Here is a 15,869-nt window from a genome sequence, read left to right as displayed (position 1 = left end):
AACTAGTTCTAACATTCCCTCACCCCCAGCCCCTCTCCCACTGCGGCGGGCGAGGGGAGAACGATTAATTAGCTCCCCCTCGCCTGCTGGGCGGGAGAGGGGGTGAGGGCATCAACTTATAGCCTCATTGATCTTTGAACATCCATTAACATCGCTCGCACTCTCTTACCCCCTCACATTGCTGAATAGCGCTTCTGAATGAGCTAAATCGTTTATCTGGAGCATTTAATGAACGTATACTTTTGGCACTATCCCTGCTAAACAACCTATATATCTGCTCAACGTCGTGCTGGATTTGCCTGCAATGCTAATGTATTGCTGTGTATTGTGCTGTGTATTTATATCAAACTGTGTTTTTAAGGAGGATGGCAAATCATGCAAGAGTTACCAAATCGACTGATGATCGTCTCGAATCGGCTGCCGATTTCGATTGCCGAACAAGCCGATGGCACGCCTACCATCAAGCCAGCTTCGGGTGGCTTGGTCACTGCCCTCGACCCGATTTTGCGCCAAGCACGTGGAACCTGGATCGGCTGGTCGGGCACGAATGAGGCGGATCAAACGGTCGATCAATTACTCGAACATGCTGCCAATTCGATTGGTTATAGCATGCATGCGATTCACCTGAGCCAAGAGGAACAGGAAAAATTTTATTTGGGCTTTTCGAATGAGATTATCTGGCCATTATTTCATGATTTGCAGTCGCGTTGTAATTTCGACCCAAGCTATTGGACAACCTACGAGCAAGTTAATCGTAAATATGCTGAAACAATCGCCCAACATTATCGTGATGATACTTATATTTGGGTGCAGGATTATCAATTAATTAATGTTGCTTGTGAGTTGCGCCAGCTGGGAATTGATGCGCATATTGGATTCTTCTTGCACATTCCCTTTCCGCATATCGATATTTTCCTGAAATTACCGTGGCGCGAGCAAATTCTGAATGGCTTGTTGGAATACGATTTACTAGGTTTTCAGACTAATCGTGATTTGAATAATTTTTTGATTTGTGTTGAAGCATTATTACCTGATGTTGAGATCGATCGCTCTGGTGAGTATCCCTTAATTTTGCATGCAGATCGAAATCCTACCAAAGTTGGCTTCTTTCCAATTAGCATTGATCCCCAAGAATTTCGCGCCGCAGCGCATACGCCAAATGTTGATAATTTATATAGCCAGATTCGTGAGGCTTTTTCAGAACGTAAAATCATTCTTGGGGTTGACCGTTTAGATTATACCAAAGGGATTCCTGATCGCTTACAAGCATTTAGTGCATTGCTCGAAACCTATCCTGAGCTACAACAAAAAATTTCATTAACTCAAGTTGTTGTACCAAGCCGCGAAGATATTAGTGAATACGCCGATTTGAAGCAAACAATTCAGCAATTAGTCAGTGAAATTAATGGTAAATATACCAAAATCGGTTGGGTGCCAATTCATTATATTTTTCGCTCATTACCACGCGAAGAATTATTAGCTTATTATCGCGCTGCTCATGCCGCCTTAATCACACCATTAAAGGATGGCATGAATCTTGTAGCAAAGGAATATGCGGTCTGTGGGCCTGATGATGGCGTACTGATCTTAAGTGAATTTGCTGGGGCGGCAATGCAATTATCCGAACACTCATTGACGGTTAATCCCTATGATATTAATGGCACAGCTCAAGCACTTTATAATGCGGTCACAATGCCCCGCTTAGAACGGATTGAACATATTAGCAAGCTACGGCATTCGATCAATCAATATGATATTTATTGGTGGGTCGATACATTTTTGCAAGCCGCCAATGTCAAGCGTTCGGGGGCAATTGAACAAGGATCAAGTTTATAAGTATATATGCTACTAAAGGAGTTTTATGCAAAACGATTGGTATAAAGATGCAATCTTTTACGAATTGCATGTACGAGCTTTTCAGGATAGCAATGGCGATGGCAATGGCGATTTCCGTGGCTTGATTTCGCGCTTGGATTATTTACAAAGTTTAGGCGTTGATTGTTTATGGTTATTACCTTTTTATCCATCGCCTGGCAAAGATGATGGCTATGATGTTGCAGATTATTGTAATGTGCATCCTAGTTATGGCACGATGGAAGATGTGGTTACATTTTTCGAGGCAGCCCATTCACGTGGCTTGCGGGTAATGATTGACCTTGTAGTTAATCACACCTCGGATCAGCACCCATGGTTTCAAGCGGCACGCCAACCAGACTCGCCCTATCGCGATTATTATGTTTGGAGTGATACAAATCAGCGTTACCGCGATGCACGAATTATTTTCACCGATACCGAACGCTCGAATTGGGCTTGGGATGAAGTTTCCGAATCGTATTACTGGCATCGTTTCTTCAGTCATCAACCTGATTTGAATTATGAAAATCCCGCAGTCTTGGAAGAAATGTACAATATTATGCGTTTTTGGCTCGATCGCGGGGTTGATGGGTTCAGAGTTGATGCAGTGCCTTACTTAATCGAACGTGAGGGCACAAATTGCGAAAATTTGCCTGAAACTCATGTAATTTTGCGTAAAATGCGTGAATTTGTTGATCAACACTATCCACATTGTGTACTGCTGGCTGAGGCCAACCAATGGCCCGATGATGTGCGCCATTATTTCGGCAACGATGATGAATTTCATATGGCCTTTAATTTTCCAGTGATGCCACGCATGTTTATGGCTGTACGCAAGGAAGATAGTACGCCAATTATCGATATTGTACGCCAAACGCCTAAAATTCCTGAAAACTGCCAATGGGCAACTTTTCTGCGCAATCACGATGAATTAACTCTCGAAATGGTCACTGATGAAGAACGTGATTATATGTATCGTGAATATGCGGCTGATCCACGCATGAAAATCAATATTGGGATTCGACGACGTTTAGCACCCTTGATGGATAATGCACGTCGTCGTATGGAATTGATGAATAGCATGCTGTTGAGTTTGCCAGGCTCGCCAATTATTTATTATGGCGATGAAATTGGCATGGGCGATAATATTTATCTTGGCGACCGCAACGGCGTGCGTACTCCGATGCAATGGAATGGCGACCGCAATGCTGGTTTTTCGGCTGCCGATTTTGCCCGTTTGTATAGCCCTGTGATTATTGATCCGGTTTATGGCTATCAAGCGATCAATGTTGAGGCGCAGGAGCGCGTGCAATCATCATTATTAAATTGGATGAAGCGCTTAATTCGGGTGCGCAAGCGTTATTCAGTCTTTGGGCGTGGCGATATTCAAATTCTCGAAACGCAAAATCGCAAAGTTTTAGCCTATTTGCGCAGTTACGCCGACCAAACGGTGCTGATTGTCAATAATCTTTCGCGCTTTATCCAGCCAGTTGAGCTGGATTTGGCTGAGTTTGCGGGCATGCGCTTGGTGGAATTAATTGGTGAAACGCCATTTCCGGCAATTGCGACGACACCTTATTTTCTGTCGCTAGCGCCGCATGGCTTTATCTGGTTCCGAATCGAAGGAGTGCGCCTTGCTCTCGACGACGCTTAAACAACGGTTGCAGCCAATTATCAAAGCGGAGCGCTTGGGATTAATCACCGATATTGATGGTACGATCAGTCGAATTGCACCAACGCCTGATGGTGCAACCGTTGATCCTTTATGTCGGGCCGCTTTGAGCCAATTGACTGAGCATTTACCCCTCGTTGCCGCAGTTTCTGGTCGTGCCGCCCGCGATGTGCAACGTATGCTGCAACTGCCAGCGATGCGCTACATCGGCAACCATGGCTTGGAAATCTGGGGCCAAGATGGTGGGGTACTCGTGCCCGCTGCGCAACCATATAGCGCCGCCGTGCGCGAATTTGTGGCAGCGATGCAGCGCTACGAGCTACCTGAAGGCGTTGTGCTTGAATCCAAGGGCATCACGGCCACCTTACATTATCGCTTGGCGACTGATCAAACGGCGGCTGAGCTTTGGCTGCGCAAGGTTTTGAGCGAACTAGCCGCCGCCCACAATTTGATCATCACCGAAGGGTTGATGATTTTCGAGGTGCGCCCACCCGTTGATTGGCATAAGGGCAGCGCGGTAGCCTGGCTGATCGAGGATCACAAGCTTGAGGCAGCCATCTTTTTGGGCGACGATCTGACCGATGTCGATGGCTTTCGCTCGATTGCGGCAGCGCGTGAACGCGGTTGCCAAGCCTTGGCGATCGGTGTGATCAATCCCGAATCGCATCCATCGGTGGCCGAAACTGCCGATATCTTGATCAACGGCGTTGATGCAAGTGCTGAAGTTTTACAATGGATTCTTGCACAGCGGTTGAGCGATAGCCATGGCGTTGATTAGCTATTGTTATCAATGCTAATCAAGCATATGTGTTCGAATGAAGCGCATCGATAAATGGAAGGCTAACCGATGCGCTTCGTTCATTTAATAAGCTGGCGGTACAAAATAATCGTCATCATCATTTGAATAAGTTTTATCTAATGCTAAACGATATAACCGTAAATGTGGCCGGATAAGCCAAATCAGATATTGATTGAACCAAAAATGAAATAAAAGCATAAGAGTTATTTGAATTAGTATCTGTATTCCTGAAAAAGGAATAGCATACAACAAAAAAGCTAATATTCCTAAATAGACCGAGAATACAGCTACTAAACCAAGCCATAAACGTGGATTATGGCGATTGGCTTTGACTGCCCGAAAACGTAAATCAAGCTGTTTATGCTTATCAAGGCCTTGTAATTCAGGAACTGAATTATTCGACCAGTAAATTTTCATTGCTATTCCTGTACTAGAATTTAGATTAATTAAGCATGTGGTACAAAATAATCATGATCATTTTGTGCAGTAGCCTGCTCAAGCTCACGACGATAGCGGGCTAAAGTTGGGCGAATCGCCGCGACAATAATATGCCCACTGATATATCCGATTACTATGCCAAAAGTTAGTGCTAGTAGCATTGTTAGCCAAATGCTATCAAACTCTGGAAAGATCACGTCTGGTATAATTATGCCTATTATTAGTAGAATACAGCCAAGCCAAACTATTTTGTTTGAACGATTTTCTTTTAAAGCACGTCTCCAAAGCATTCGCTTTTGTAATTTGGGGTAACCATCAAGTTCTGGAACCGAATTGATTGAAAGATAGATTCTCATTGATTCTCTCCTGATTTGTTGTGTTTGTAGTATACACAGCGCCATGGTATGAAGCAATCAGCATGTGGTTGCAACTACCTTTGTTTTTCGATATTGATTTTTTTCAATCTCTATGCTATGCTGCTGCAACAGCCAATTCGTGCACGTTAGCCACAAAAGGGCTAGCGCATTTTTACCAGATTTCAATCGAAAATTTTCAATCTATCCATCAGCCTGATGGATTTTCTTTCGGGTTTTATATTGAAAATTTTCAATTTACTGTTTATAGGGGGCTTTGAATGGATTTTGCGCAATTACCAGTAGCGGTGATCGGGTCGGGGCCAGTTGGTTTGGCGGCGGCTGCCCATTTGTTGGCCCGTAACGAAACGCCGATTATTTTTGAGGCAGGCTCACGGGTCGCCGATTCGGTGCAGCGTTGGGGCCATGTACGCTTATTCTCGGCTTGGGAATTTAATATCGATCCTGTGGCGGAGCAGCTTTTGATTGGTGCAGGCTGGCAAACTCCCAATTTGGCCGAATTTCCAACTGGTGCAGAATTAGTACGCGATTATTTGCAGCCTTTAGCTCAATTGCCGCAAATTCAGCTCCATTTAAAGTTCAACAGCAAAGTTGTGGCCATTACCCGTTTGGGCTTAGATAAATTGAAGAATGCTGGACGCGCCACCACGCCATTTGTGCTGACGATTGAAACTGTTGGTGCAACCCACCAAATCTATGCCAAAGCAGTGATTGATGCTTCAGGAACCTATCGCAACCCGAATCCCTTGGGCGTGGCAGGGGTTCCAGCCTTGGGCGAAACAGCGGCCAACAACCAAATTTACTATGGCATCCCCGACATTTTGGGCAATGATCGCGCTCGTTATGCCAATCGCTCGGTGGCGGTCGTCGGTAGCGGCCATTCAGCCTTCAATGCCTTGCTCGATCTAGCTGAATTGGCTGAGCAAGCACCTGAAACCAGCGTTACTTGGATTATGCGGCGTGGGCAGGTTGATGCAGCTTTATATGGCGGCGGAGCTAATGATCAATTAGTCCAACGCGGCCTTTTAGGTGGTCGGGTTGAGCAATTAGTGGCAAGCGGGCGCTTTAAACTGGTTACAGGCTTTGGTATTGAGCGCATTACTCAGGCTGAAGGCAAACTTGACTTGCAGGCAGGTGAGCGCCAATTAACAGGCTTTGATCAATTAATCGCAACCACAGGTTTTCGCCCAGATTTAAGCATGCTCAGTGAAATTCGTTTAGATCTTGATGCGGCAGTCGAAAGTCCACGGGTTTTAGCCCCCTTGATTGATCCAAATGAGCATAGTTGCGGCACGGTGCGCCCACACGGCGCAGAAGAATTGCAGCAGCCCGAGCCAAATTTCTATATTGTGGGCATGAAAAGCTATGGTCGCGCTCCAACCTTCCTCATGCGCACAGGCTATGAGCAAGTACGCTCGGTGGTGGCAGCGCTGGTTGGCGATTGGCAAGCGGCGCGTGAGGTGCAGTTGGTGCTGCCAGAAACTGGCGTTTGCAAAACCCAATTCGGTGGCGAAGCCTGCTGTGGTACAACTCCAACCCGCAGCGAGATTCTTTTGCAGTTGTAGAATGGCCGCTTAACATCGTTTTTGCAATGCTGAAGGATTTTGGTTATGCGGCGAAGCCCGTTTTATGGCTGGTGGATTGTGAGCATGCTGGGATTTACCGAGATGACTTCGTGGGGCGTGATTTACTACGCATTTAGCGTGCTCTTGACCCCGATGCAGCGTGAGTTGGGTTGGTCGCAAGCCCATTTTACGGGTGGATTTTCGCTGGCCTTGTTTATTTCGGGAATTGTGGCTTTGCCCGTTGGCCGCTGGCTCGACCAGCATGGCGCACGCGGTTTGATGACACTTGGCTCATGTTTGGCGGCAATTTTGGTGGTGGCATGGGCCAATGTTCAATCGCTCTTGGCTTGGTATCTGATTTGGGCTGGCTTGGGTTTGGCGATGGCGGCAATTTTATATGAGCCAGCGTTTGCCGTGGTGGCAACGTGGTTTCAGCAAAAACGCCAACATGCCCTGACAATTTTGACGGTTGGCGGTGGCTTGGCCAGCGTCGTATATGTGCCCTTAGTTACGCGATTGCTCGGCACACTGAATTGGCGCGAGGTGTTGCTGTGGCTGGCAGCGATTTTGGCAGTGCTAACGATTCCGTTGCATGGCTTGGTATTGCGTGGTAAGCCCGCCGATTTGGGCTTATTGCCTGATGGCGGATCGCTGGCAGTGGCAACCGTTACGCCAAATCCCACGATTCAGCCTTCGATGTCGTTGGGAAATGCCATTCGAGCAAGCTCATTTTGGTGGTTGGCGCTGGCTTTTGGCCTGACCACGATGGCAACATTCACCTTAGGCGTGCATTTGATTTCAGCGATTCAAGCCCAAGGCTATGCCCCAGAGATTCAAGCCTTGGCTGTGGCCTTGCTGGGTGGTTCGCAAATTCCCAGCCGAATTGTGATTGGAAGTGTTGGGCGACGTTGGCCCCAAGTCCAATTAGCATGGATGTTGTGTTTGCTGCAAAGTGCTGCGTTTGCCATCTTCCTGTTTGTGCCCAATGTGACAGGGCTACTGCTGTTTGCTTGCTTGTTTGGGGCGGGATCTGGCGCGTTGACCCCGACACGAGCAGCATTGGTTGCCGATGTTTTTGGCACAGCCCAATATGCCAGTATCAGCGGGGCGTTGGCATTGTTGACCACAACAGCTCGGGCCTTGGCTCCAGTTTTGGCTAGCCTGTTGGTGGGATTGTTGCATAGCTATCAACCGCTGTTTGGCTTGCTGTTGCTGATGTGTTTGATCAGCGCAGCGGCAATTTATTTGATTCGAGGTGCAAGTAATGGCTAATCAAACGATTGTGATTGGGGCTGGTCAGGCTGGCTTGGCGGCTGGCTATTGGCTGCAACAAGCTAAAATTCCATTTCAAATTATCGAGGCTCAAGCCAGCGTTGGTGGCTCGTGGCCCGCCTATTACGATAGTTTGAGCTTGTTTTCGCCTGCGCGATTTTCAAGTTTGCCAGGCATGGCTTTCCCTGCGCCCGCCGATAGCTACCCGCAGCGCGATACTGTTGTGGCCTATTTGCAGCGCTATGCTGAACATTTCAATTTACCGATTCAGACGAATACGGCAATTAGTACGATCGAACCGCAGAATGGTGGCTTTCGCCTGACAAGTAGTGCGGGACAAGTATTTCATGCGGGTCAAATTATTGCCGCAACTGGAGCGTTTGCGCGGCCATTTATGCCCGAATTGCCCAACCAAGCTGCATTTCAAGGCAAGATTTTACATAGTGCTCGCTATCGCGATTCAGCAGATTTTGTGGGCAAACGGGTTGTGGTGGTTGGCGCAGGCAATTCGGCAATTCAAATTGCGATCGAGCTGGCCCAAGTTGCCGATGTGACCCTAGCTACGCGCCAGCCAATTCGCTTTCAAGCCCAACGGATTGCAGGCCGTGATATCCATTGGTGGTGGTGGCTGACAGGTTTTGATCGGCTGGCACTCAACACGCGAGTTGGCCGTTGGATTCAGCAACGAACCCAAGGAATTGTCCTCGATACTGGTCTGTACAGCAGAAAAATCAATCAAAACCAACCCCAACGCCGAGCCATGTTCGAACGTTTTAGCGCAACGGGTGTAGTTTGGGCTGATGGACAGCCCGAAGCAGTTGACATAGTATTGTTTGCGACTGGCTATCGACCTCATTTGAGCTATTTGCAAGGCCTCAATGCGCTTGATCAAGCTGGCTTGCCCTTGCATCGGGCAGGTGTGAGCACCACAGTTGAGGGCTTGTATTACGTTGGCTTGGAGCAACAAACTAATTTTGCCTCGGCTACGTTGCGTGGAGTTGGGCCGGATGCATCGCGAGTGGTGCGCCATATTCAAGTTCGCATGCAGCAACCAGCAGGTTGTTGTCGCTGGGCGATGGGGCAATGAACCAGCTTGATCTGACTAACCTTTGGCAAAACCTAGCGCAGCCATTGCGGCGATTTTTGCAGGCTCGTTTAGCCGATCAAGCAGCAGTCGAAGATTTGTTGCAAGATATTTTTCTAGCGGCCTATCTCAAATCTGCGCAATTGCAGGATTCTGAGCGCAGCGAGGCTTGGCTTTGGCAAATTGCGCGGCGCAAATTAATCGATCATTATCGTGTGCGGCGTGAAACTAGCCCACTTGATGAAATGCAGGCAGCCGAAAACAACCAGCAACCACCAATTTTAGCAGGCTTTGATGCTTGTGTGCAGCAAATGTTGGATCGCTTACCCAGCCAAGATCGTTGGGTTTTGCAGCGCACGGCCTTCGAGGGCATCAGCCAACAAGCCTTGAGTAGCGAGTTGGGCTTATCATTTTCGGGCACAAAATCACGGGTTCAGCGGGCGCGTCAAAAGTTGCGGGTATTGTTTGATCAATGTTGTGTGGTGGAGCGTGATCCTGCGGGCCATGTTTTGGGTTGTCATCCCCATCGCCAATTAATTCAATTCGAATAACTGCGTCCTTTGGCAAATTGGCCGTCTTTAATAGTAGAAGCGCTTGAATACTGCTTCAACTGAATTTATGTTAAGGAGAACGATTATGCCAACGACCGAAACCACCAAATCGAACAACGACTGCTGCTCAGCCGAAGAACAAGCAACCTGCTGCTCAGCCGATGAAAAAACCAACTGTTGTGGTTCAAGCCAAGCGAGCAGCTGTGGTTGTCGCTAGATTTTTATTGACATAAATCGAAAAGCCTTGACAATTTGAATTGTCAAGGCTTTTGTTTTGTTGCTCATCGATCAATTAGGGATTGCTTGGAGCTTGGTTGCCCTGTTGATAATATTGGGTAATGGTTGTGCCAGTAGCTGTGCCACCGAGCGGAATTTGATGATCGAGGCTGACAAATTTACCATTGCGATCTGCCCACAAGGCTGGCTTGAGCAAGGCATATTTAGCCTCATCCCAAGTGGCCCAATCGTATCCGAGCAAACCGCCAGTGTCGCCAGAATTGGGGTTGAGTACCCAGAAGGTATGGTGTAGATAGTGCTCTTTGATCAAATCGCGCAACGCCTTCATCCATTGTTCATTTGCGCCACCATCCAAAAAGCCACCCCATTCGCCAATAAACAATGGCGCAATATTTTCTTCATGGATAAAAAACCAATTAGGATACCAAACATCGTTGTAAAGCGTTTCTTTGGTAAAACCAGGGTAGAACCACGATTGATTGAAGACCAACGGGCCGTAATCGTGTGGCGAGTAGACCAATTGATCTTGGTTGCTGCCAAGATTGACCGGATAATCACGCACGCCACGTAAATTTCCGCCCCACCAGGTAAAGTAGTAATCATTTTTGTTGCTTGAGGTATAGCTTGCGCCGGCCTTTGGATAAACCTCGTTGCCTTCGCATAGCACCAAGACATTAGGGTTAATCGCCAAAATTCGTTTGCTAGCAGTTTCGCAAACGTATTTCCAGTTGTTGATATCGGTCGAGTTATCCCATTTGGCAAATTGACTGCTGGTTTGATTATCGTGGGCCGTGCCGTGTGGCTCATTCTTAATATCCATTGCGATCACCGTATCGTCATTTTTGTAACGATCAGTAATCCACTCCCAAGCCTGATAAAACTGCTCGCTGGTAAACGAACCTTTGTACCAGAGTGGCGCATAATGGCCTGAATTATCGGCTTCGGCGCTATGCACATCGATCATCACCTTAATGCCAAATTGCTTTGAAAGCATCACGAAGCGATCAAATATTTGCAACGAGGTTAAGCCTTCTAATTCAGGATTGGCGTAAGTGTTGACATTTGGTGTTTTGAAAACCCCGGCTTTCCACTCCAAAATCAATTCAGTTGAGATTGGTACGCGAATAATGTTCAATCCACGTTGCGAAATGCTTTGCATCATGCTGGTCAAATTGGCCGACCACAAGCCATGAAACACCCGCTCAGTTGCATTGAAGCCAAACCAATTGACTCCAGTTAACCAAACTGGGCGACCTGCGCTATCAACAATTTGATTGCCATTGGTGTGGAGCCAATCATCATTATTGTTATTACCAGTTGGGGTACTCGTAGCCGTTGGATTGACCGTGGTTGGAACTGGAGTATTGGTTGGGCGAGGTGTATTCGTGACCGTTGGAATGACGCTGGTTGGCGTATTGGTTGGGCGAGGGGTTCCGGTTGTGGTAGCAATTGGCGTATTGGTTGGCGGATTAGGGGTGTTGGTGGCAGGTGGAATGCTCGGAATAGCAGTATTTGTAGGCATTGGGCTTGGCTGATCGCCGTTGCAACTAACGCCATTCAAGGTAAATGCGTTTGGAATCGCATTACTACCAGTATACGAAGCTTGGAAACCAAAGCTGGCAGTACCATTGCTGGGTAAACTGGCGGCCCATGCTGGATTTGACACACTGACCTGAGCGCCAGTTTGGGTGAGCACCCCATTCCAAAGATTGGTAATTGCCTGATTGCCCGCGAATGTCCAGCCAACCTGCCAATTATTGAGACCGATCCCAAGATTCTTAACACTCACATTAGCAGTGAAGCCAGTAGACCACTGATTCGAGATTGTGTAAGTGACCTCGCAGATAGCGGCGGCAGCGGTTGGCTTGGTAGTAGCGGGCTGACCAGCCAAGAGTAGGGTAACTAGCCCGCCGATCATGGCTAGGCGGGTGCGAAACGAACGTTGTTTCTGCGACATAGATACTCCCTCGTATTTGAAATGATAGCAGAACTGATTAGATCAATCTTGATTGAGACCGATCCCTAAGAAAGGCCATCCCAAATCAATTCAATTCTAAAAATACCTTAATATTTTTGATTTGTGAAGCCCTATTTTGCCAGATTTGGGCAGCGAAAACTAACTAGCCCTCTAGGGTTAGAATATCCCACTTTAGGGGAATATTCCCAGACAATTAGTGGGACTAGCCCATCCCCTCTATTACCATGGTTATTGGGTGAGATAGGACTAAAGATTACCAGAATTTGAATTGGCATGGTATAGGATATAGCTGCATTTTCAGCCAATTGACGATCAATGTTGATCGATAACAAGCTTGTGATTGATATGCATGCATCCATGATTTGATGTAGTGTCTTGTGGTCTATGTGATTGATATTCGTAGCTTTGAAGTTTGAGTGAGCCAGCATTTAGGCTGCACCACCTAATCGGAGCGATTGATCACTATCAAATGCAGCGATTAACGAATGTGATGCGGCTAGCAGACCTACTACACTCAGATTTCACCATCATTGAACGCGACATGTAGCCATTTCAGAGGAGCAATCGTATGAATTTCGATCGGTCTCGGCGTAATTATGGGCGACTTTTACTTGCCTTAATCGTGGTTCTTCACCTTGGTATGGTTCGCTCTGCCGCTGCTGCTGGAGAGACTCCCTACGCTAATGCGGTTGATTCGAGTACTAGTGGTCTAATTGTTAATGCTGCTAATTCTGTTGGAGCACCAAATGGTACTGTAGCAACAGTGATTGGTTTGCTCGGACAAAACCTGACCCTCGATATGGGTGCTAATGAAGAAGGTACTGGCGATCTAGTGGTGCACTATGGCGGGATTGGCGTGCAGTTGGCAGCGAACGTTCAGTTTCTGAATGCTAGCCGCCAAGTGATTGCCTCGTCATCATTAGATATTGTTGGTTTATCACTTGGTACTATCTATACGACTACAGTTGATTATCCCCAAAGTCCTACTCCCTATCGGTACGTGCGCTTTGTTTCCTTATTGACTGCATATCAAATTGATGCAGTTGAAGCAACAACATTTCGCCCTGATAGCGATAATGATGGGGTGAATGATGTTGATGAAATTACCAATGGCACTAACCCCCTCGATCCAGATAGTGATGATGATGGCTTGACCGATGGTGAAGAAATTACCAATGGCACCAACCCCAACGATTCAGATAGCGATAATGATGGCTTGCCCGATGGTTGGGAAGTTGATAACGGCTTGAATCCAAACAATGGTACTGGTGCGACTGGTGCGACTGGTGATCCCGATAATGATGGCTCCAGTAATTTGGATGAATATCAGAATGGCACCGATCCCAATGATCCTGATAGTGATGACGATGGTTTGAATGATGGTGCCGAAGATAGTGCGGGCACAAATCCATTGGATAACGATAGCGATAACGATGGGCTACCTGATGGCTGGGAAGTCAATCATGGCCTAAATCCATTGGATGCAACAGGAAACAATGGTGCGGCTGGTGACCCCGATAACGATGGTTCAAACAATGCTGCTGAATTTGCCGCTGGTACGCATCCAAATGATGCTGATAGTGATAATGACGGTTTGAATGATGGCGCTGAAGCTGCTTTGGGGACAAATCCAAACAATGCTGATAGCGATGGTGATGGCTTGCCCGATGGCTGGGAAGTCTCGAATAGTCTCAATCCATTGAATGCTACTGGCAACCAGGGTGCTACTGGTGACCCCGATAATGATGGCTCGACCAACTTGCAAGAATATCAAAATAGCACCAACCCTCATGATGCCGACAGCGATAATGACGGCTTGAACGATGGTCAAGAAGCCGCTGCCGGAACTGATCCAAATGACAGTGACAGCGATAACGATGGTTTGCCCGATGGTTGGGAAGTAGCCAACAGCCTTGACCCATTGAGTAGTGTTGGTGATGATGGAGCCGCAGGCGATCCTGATAATGACGGTTCAAACAATGCCGCTGAATTTGCTAGCAATACTGATCCAAACGATGCCGACAGCGATAATGACGGCTTGAATGATGGTCAAGAAACCGCTGCTGGAACTGATCCAAACGACAGTGATACTGATAATGATGGCTTGCCCGATGGCTGGGAAGTAGCCAACGGCCTTGACCCATTGAGCAGCGTTGGTGATGATGGAGCCGCTGGCGATCCTGATGGTGATGGCTCAAACAACGCCGCTGAGTTTGCCGCAGGCACCAATCCAAATGATGCCGACAGCGATAACGATGGCTTGAACGATGGTCCAGAAGCCGCTGCCGGAACTGATCCAAATGATGCCGACAGCGATAACGATGGTTTGCCCGATGGTTGGGAAGTAGCCAACAGCCTTGACCCATTGAGCAGCGTTGGTGATGATGGAGCCGCAGGCGATCCTGATAATGACGGTTCAAACAATGCCGCTGAATTTGCTAGCAATACTGATCCAAACGATGCCGACAGCGATAATGACGGCTTGAATGATGGTCAAGAAGCCGCTGCCGGAACTGATCCAAATGACAGCGATACTGATAATGATGGCTTGCCTGATGCATGGGAAGTCGCCAACAGCCTTGACCCATTGAGCAGTGTTGGTGATGATGGCGCAACAGGTGATCCTGATAATGACGGTTCAAACAACGCCGCTGAATTCGCCAACAGCACTAATCCGAACGATACCGACAGCGATAATGACGGCTTGAATGATGGTCAAGAAGCCGCTGCTGGTACGAATCCAAACGACAGCGATACTGATAATGATGGCTTGCCAGATGGTTGGGAAGTGAGCAACGGGCTTGATCCGCTAAATCCAAACGATGCTGCTGGTGATCCAGATAATGATGGTTTGGATAATAGCGCTGAATTTGCCAACAATACCAATCCCCAGGATTCTGACAGCGATAACGATGGCCTGAACGATGGTGCTGAAATTAGCGCGGGCACAAATCCGAATGATAGTGATAGCGATAACGATGGTTTGCCCGATGGTTGGGAAGTCGTCAACAGCCTCGATCCATTGAGTAGTGTTGGTGATGATGGAGCCGCTGGCGACCCTGATAACGATGGCTCGACCAACTTGCAAGAATATCAAAATGGCACTGATCCCAACGATGCTGATAGCGATAACGATGGCCTGACTGATGGTCAAGAGGCTGGTTTGGGAACCAACCCCAATAATGCTGATACCGATGGTGATGGCTTGCCTGATGGCTGGGAAATCAGCAATAATCTTAATCCAACCAGTACAACCGAAGGCAATGGAGCCAATGGTGATCCTGACAATGATGGCTCGACCAACTTACAAGAATATCAAAATGGCACGAATCCCCAAGATGCCGACAGCGATAACGACGGTTTGAACGATGGCCAGGAAGCCGCTGCTGGAACAAATCCGAATGACAGTGATAGCGATAATGATGGCTTGCCCGATGGTTGGGAAGTTGCCAACAGCCTCGACCCATTGAGCAGTGTTGGTAATAATGGAGCCGCTGGCGATCCTGATAGTGATGGTTCGACCAACGCTACTGAATTTGCCAACAACACCGATCCTCAAGATGCCGACAGTGATAACGACGGTTTGAACGATGGCCAGGAAGCCGCAGCTGGAACTGATCCAAATGATAGTGATAGTGATAATGATGGCTTGCCCGATGGTTGGGAAGTTGTCAACAGCCTTGATCCATTGAGCTCAGTTGGTGATGATGGAGCCGCTGGCGACCCTGATAACGATGGTTTGAGTAATGCTGGTGAATTTGCCAACAACACCAATCCAAATGATAGCGATAGTGATAACGACAGCTTGCCGGATGGCTGGGAAGTAAATTATGGCTTAGATCCATTGAGTTCAGTTGGTGATGATGGTGCTAGTGGTAACCCTGATGGTGATAGCTACGATAACGCAACCGAGTTTGCTAATGGTACTAGCCCAATCGTGTTTGATGCTCCTGCAGCAACCAATACACCCGAACCAACCCTGACGAATACGCCAGAACCGACCGCAACCAACACGCCAGAACCAACAGCGACCGATGTCCCGACT

General features: G+C 47.6%; 11 protein-coding genes and 1 pseudogene. 9 read left to right on the top strand and 3 right to left on the bottom strand.

What is annotated here, in order from left to right:
- Positions 1–375 precede the first annotated feature (375 nt).
- The 3 genes from DEF47_RS23530 to otsB are packed head-to-tail and all read left to right on the top strand — an operon-like array spanning position 376 to position 4,304.
- Positions 376–1,836 carry an alpha,alpha-trehalose-phosphate synthase (UDP-forming) gene (locus DEF47_RS23530; protein ID WP_012190368.1) on the top strand — a complete coding sequence of 487 codons (1,461 nt, stop codon included), beginning with the start codon at positions 376–378 and terminating at the stop codon, positions 1,834–1,836.
- 25 nt (positions 1,837–1,861) lie between these two features.
- Entirely contained in the window at positions 1,862–3,508 is a 1,647-nt protein-coding gene (gene treS, locus DEF47_RS23525) for a maltose alpha-D-glucosyltransferase (protein WP_012190367.1), read from the top strand.
- Complete coding sequence (otsB, locus tag DEF47_RS23520) at positions 3,489–4,304, top strand: trehalose-phosphatase (protein ID WP_287045366.1); 816 nt, start codon at positions 3,489–3,491, stop codon at positions 4,302–4,304. Before treS ends, otsB begins: the two co-directional genes overlap by 20 nt.
- An 84-nt stretch (positions 4,305–4,388) precedes the next feature.
- Here the strand turns inward: otsB and DEF47_RS23515 are convergent, their stop codons facing one another.
- Together DEF47_RS23515 and DEF47_RS23510 are read right to left on the bottom strand one after the other, a co-directional pair.
- Positions 4,389–4,742, bottom strand: a complete 354-nt coding sequence (locus DEF47_RS23515; protein WP_012190365.1) for a hypothetical protein — start codon at positions 4,740–4,742, stop codon at positions 4,389–4,391.
- A 29-nt stretch (positions 4,743–4,771) separates the two neighbouring features.
- Complete coding sequence (locus DEF47_RS23510) at positions 4,772–5,119, bottom strand: hypothetical protein (protein ID WP_041304543.1); 348 nt, start codon at positions 5,117–5,119, stop codon at positions 4,772–4,774.
- Positions 5,120–5,397: 278 nt separating this feature from the next.
- On the opposite strand from DEF47_RS23510, the gene DEF47_RS23505 reads away from it, so the two are divergent.
- The 5 genes from DEF47_RS23505 to DEF47_RS23485 all read left to right on the top strand — a co-directional run bounded on the left by DEF47_RS23505 (position 5,398) and on the right by DEF47_RS23485 (position 9,826).
- Positions 5,398–6,702: an NAD(P)-binding domain-containing protein gene (locus tag DEF47_RS23505; protein WP_012190363.1), complete on the top strand. Its 1,305-nt coding sequence runs from the start codon at positions 5,398–5,400 to the stop codon at positions 6,700–6,702.
- Between the two features lie 45 nt (positions 6,703–6,747).
- Entirely contained in the window at positions 6,748–7,974 is a 1,227-nt protein-coding gene (locus DEF47_RS23500; RefSeq protein ID WP_012190362.1) for an MFS transporter, read from the top strand.
- Positions 7,967–9,061, top strand: a complete 1,095-nt coding sequence (locus DEF47_RS23495) for a flavin-containing monooxygenase (RefSeq protein WP_012190361.1) — start codon at positions 7,967–7,969, stop codon at positions 9,059–9,061. The genes DEF47_RS23500 and DEF47_RS23495 overlap by 8 nt, the downstream gene beginning before the upstream one ends.
- Positions 9,058–9,609 (top strand): sigma-70 family RNA polymerase sigma factor, encoded by a 552-nt coding sequence (locus DEF47_RS23490; protein ID WP_012190360.1) that lies wholly within the window; start codon positions 9,058–9,060, stop codon positions 9,607–9,609. Before DEF47_RS23495 ends, DEF47_RS23490 begins: the two co-directional genes overlap by 4 nt.
- 85 nt (positions 9,610–9,694) lie before the next feature.
- Positions 9,695–9,826, top strand: a complete 132-nt coding sequence (locus DEF47_RS23485) for a hypothetical protein (protein WP_287045365.1) — start codon at positions 9,695–9,697, stop codon at positions 9,824–9,826.
- A 75-nt stretch (positions 9,827–9,901) separates the two neighbouring features.
- Here the strand turns inward: DEF47_RS23485 and DEF47_RS23480 are convergent, their stop codons facing one another.
- Positions 9,902–11,803 carry a cellulase family glycosylhydrolase gene (locus DEF47_RS23480; protein WP_012190359.1) on the bottom strand — a complete coding sequence of 634 codons (1,902 nt, stop codon included), beginning with the start codon at positions 11,801–11,803 and terminating at the stop codon, positions 9,902–9,904.
- A 589-nt stretch (positions 11,804–12,392) separates the two neighbouring features.
- On the opposite strand from DEF47_RS23480, the pseudogene DEF47_RS23475 reads away from it, so the two are divergent.
- A pseudogene (locus tag DEF47_RS23475) lies at positions 12,393–15,869 on the top strand (hypothetical protein); the annotation flags it as partial.

The organism is Herpetosiphon sp. (genome assembly GCF_003512625.1).
Classification (GTDB): domain Bacteria; phylum Chloroflexota; class Chloroflexia; order Chloroflexales; family Herpetosiphonaceae; genus Herpetosiphon; species Herpetosiphon aurantiacus.
This window is presented reverse-complemented; position numbering and strand designations above follow the sequence as displayed.

Bases quoted from the DNA above. Each gene is read 5' to 3' on its own strand.
- DEF47_RS23480 (WP_012190359.1), bottom strand. From the start codon at position 11,803: ATGTCGCAGAAACAACGTTCGTTTCGCACCCGCCTAGCCATGATCGGC.
- DEF47_RS23510 (WP_041304543.1), bottom strand. From the start codon at position 5,119: ATGAGAATCTATCTTTCAATCAATTCGGTTCCAGAACTTGATGGTTAC.
- DEF47_RS23485 (WP_287045365.1), top strand. From the start codon at position 9,695: ATGCCAACGACCGAAACCACCAAATCGAACAACGACTGCTGCTCAGCC.
- DEF47_RS23490 (WP_012190360.1), top strand. From the start codon at position 9,058: ATGAACCAGCTTGATCTGACTAACCTTTGGCAAAACCTAGCGCAGCCA.
- DEF47_RS23505 (WP_012190363.1), top strand. From the start codon at position 5,398: ATGGATTTTGCGCAATTACCAGTAGCGGTGATCGGGTCGGGGCCAGTT.
- DEF47_RS23495 (WP_012190361.1), top strand. From the start codon at position 7,967: ATGGCTAATCAAACGATTGTGATTGGGGCTGGTCAGGCTGGCTTGGCG.
- DEF47_RS23530 (WP_012190368.1), top strand. From the start codon at position 376: ATGCAAGAGTTACCAAATCGACTGATGATCGTCTCGAATCGGCTGCCG.
- treS (WP_012190367.1), top strand. From the start codon at position 1,862: ATGCAAAACGATTGGTATAAAGATGCAATCTTTTACGAATTGCATGTA.
- DEF47_RS23500 (WP_012190362.1), top strand. From the start codon at position 6,748: ATGCGGCGAAGCCCGTTTTATGGCTGGTGGATTGTGAGCATGCTGGGA.
- DEF47_RS23515 (WP_012190365.1), bottom strand. From the start codon at position 4,742: ATGAAAATTTACTGGTCGAATAATTCAGTTCCTGAATTACAAGGCCTT.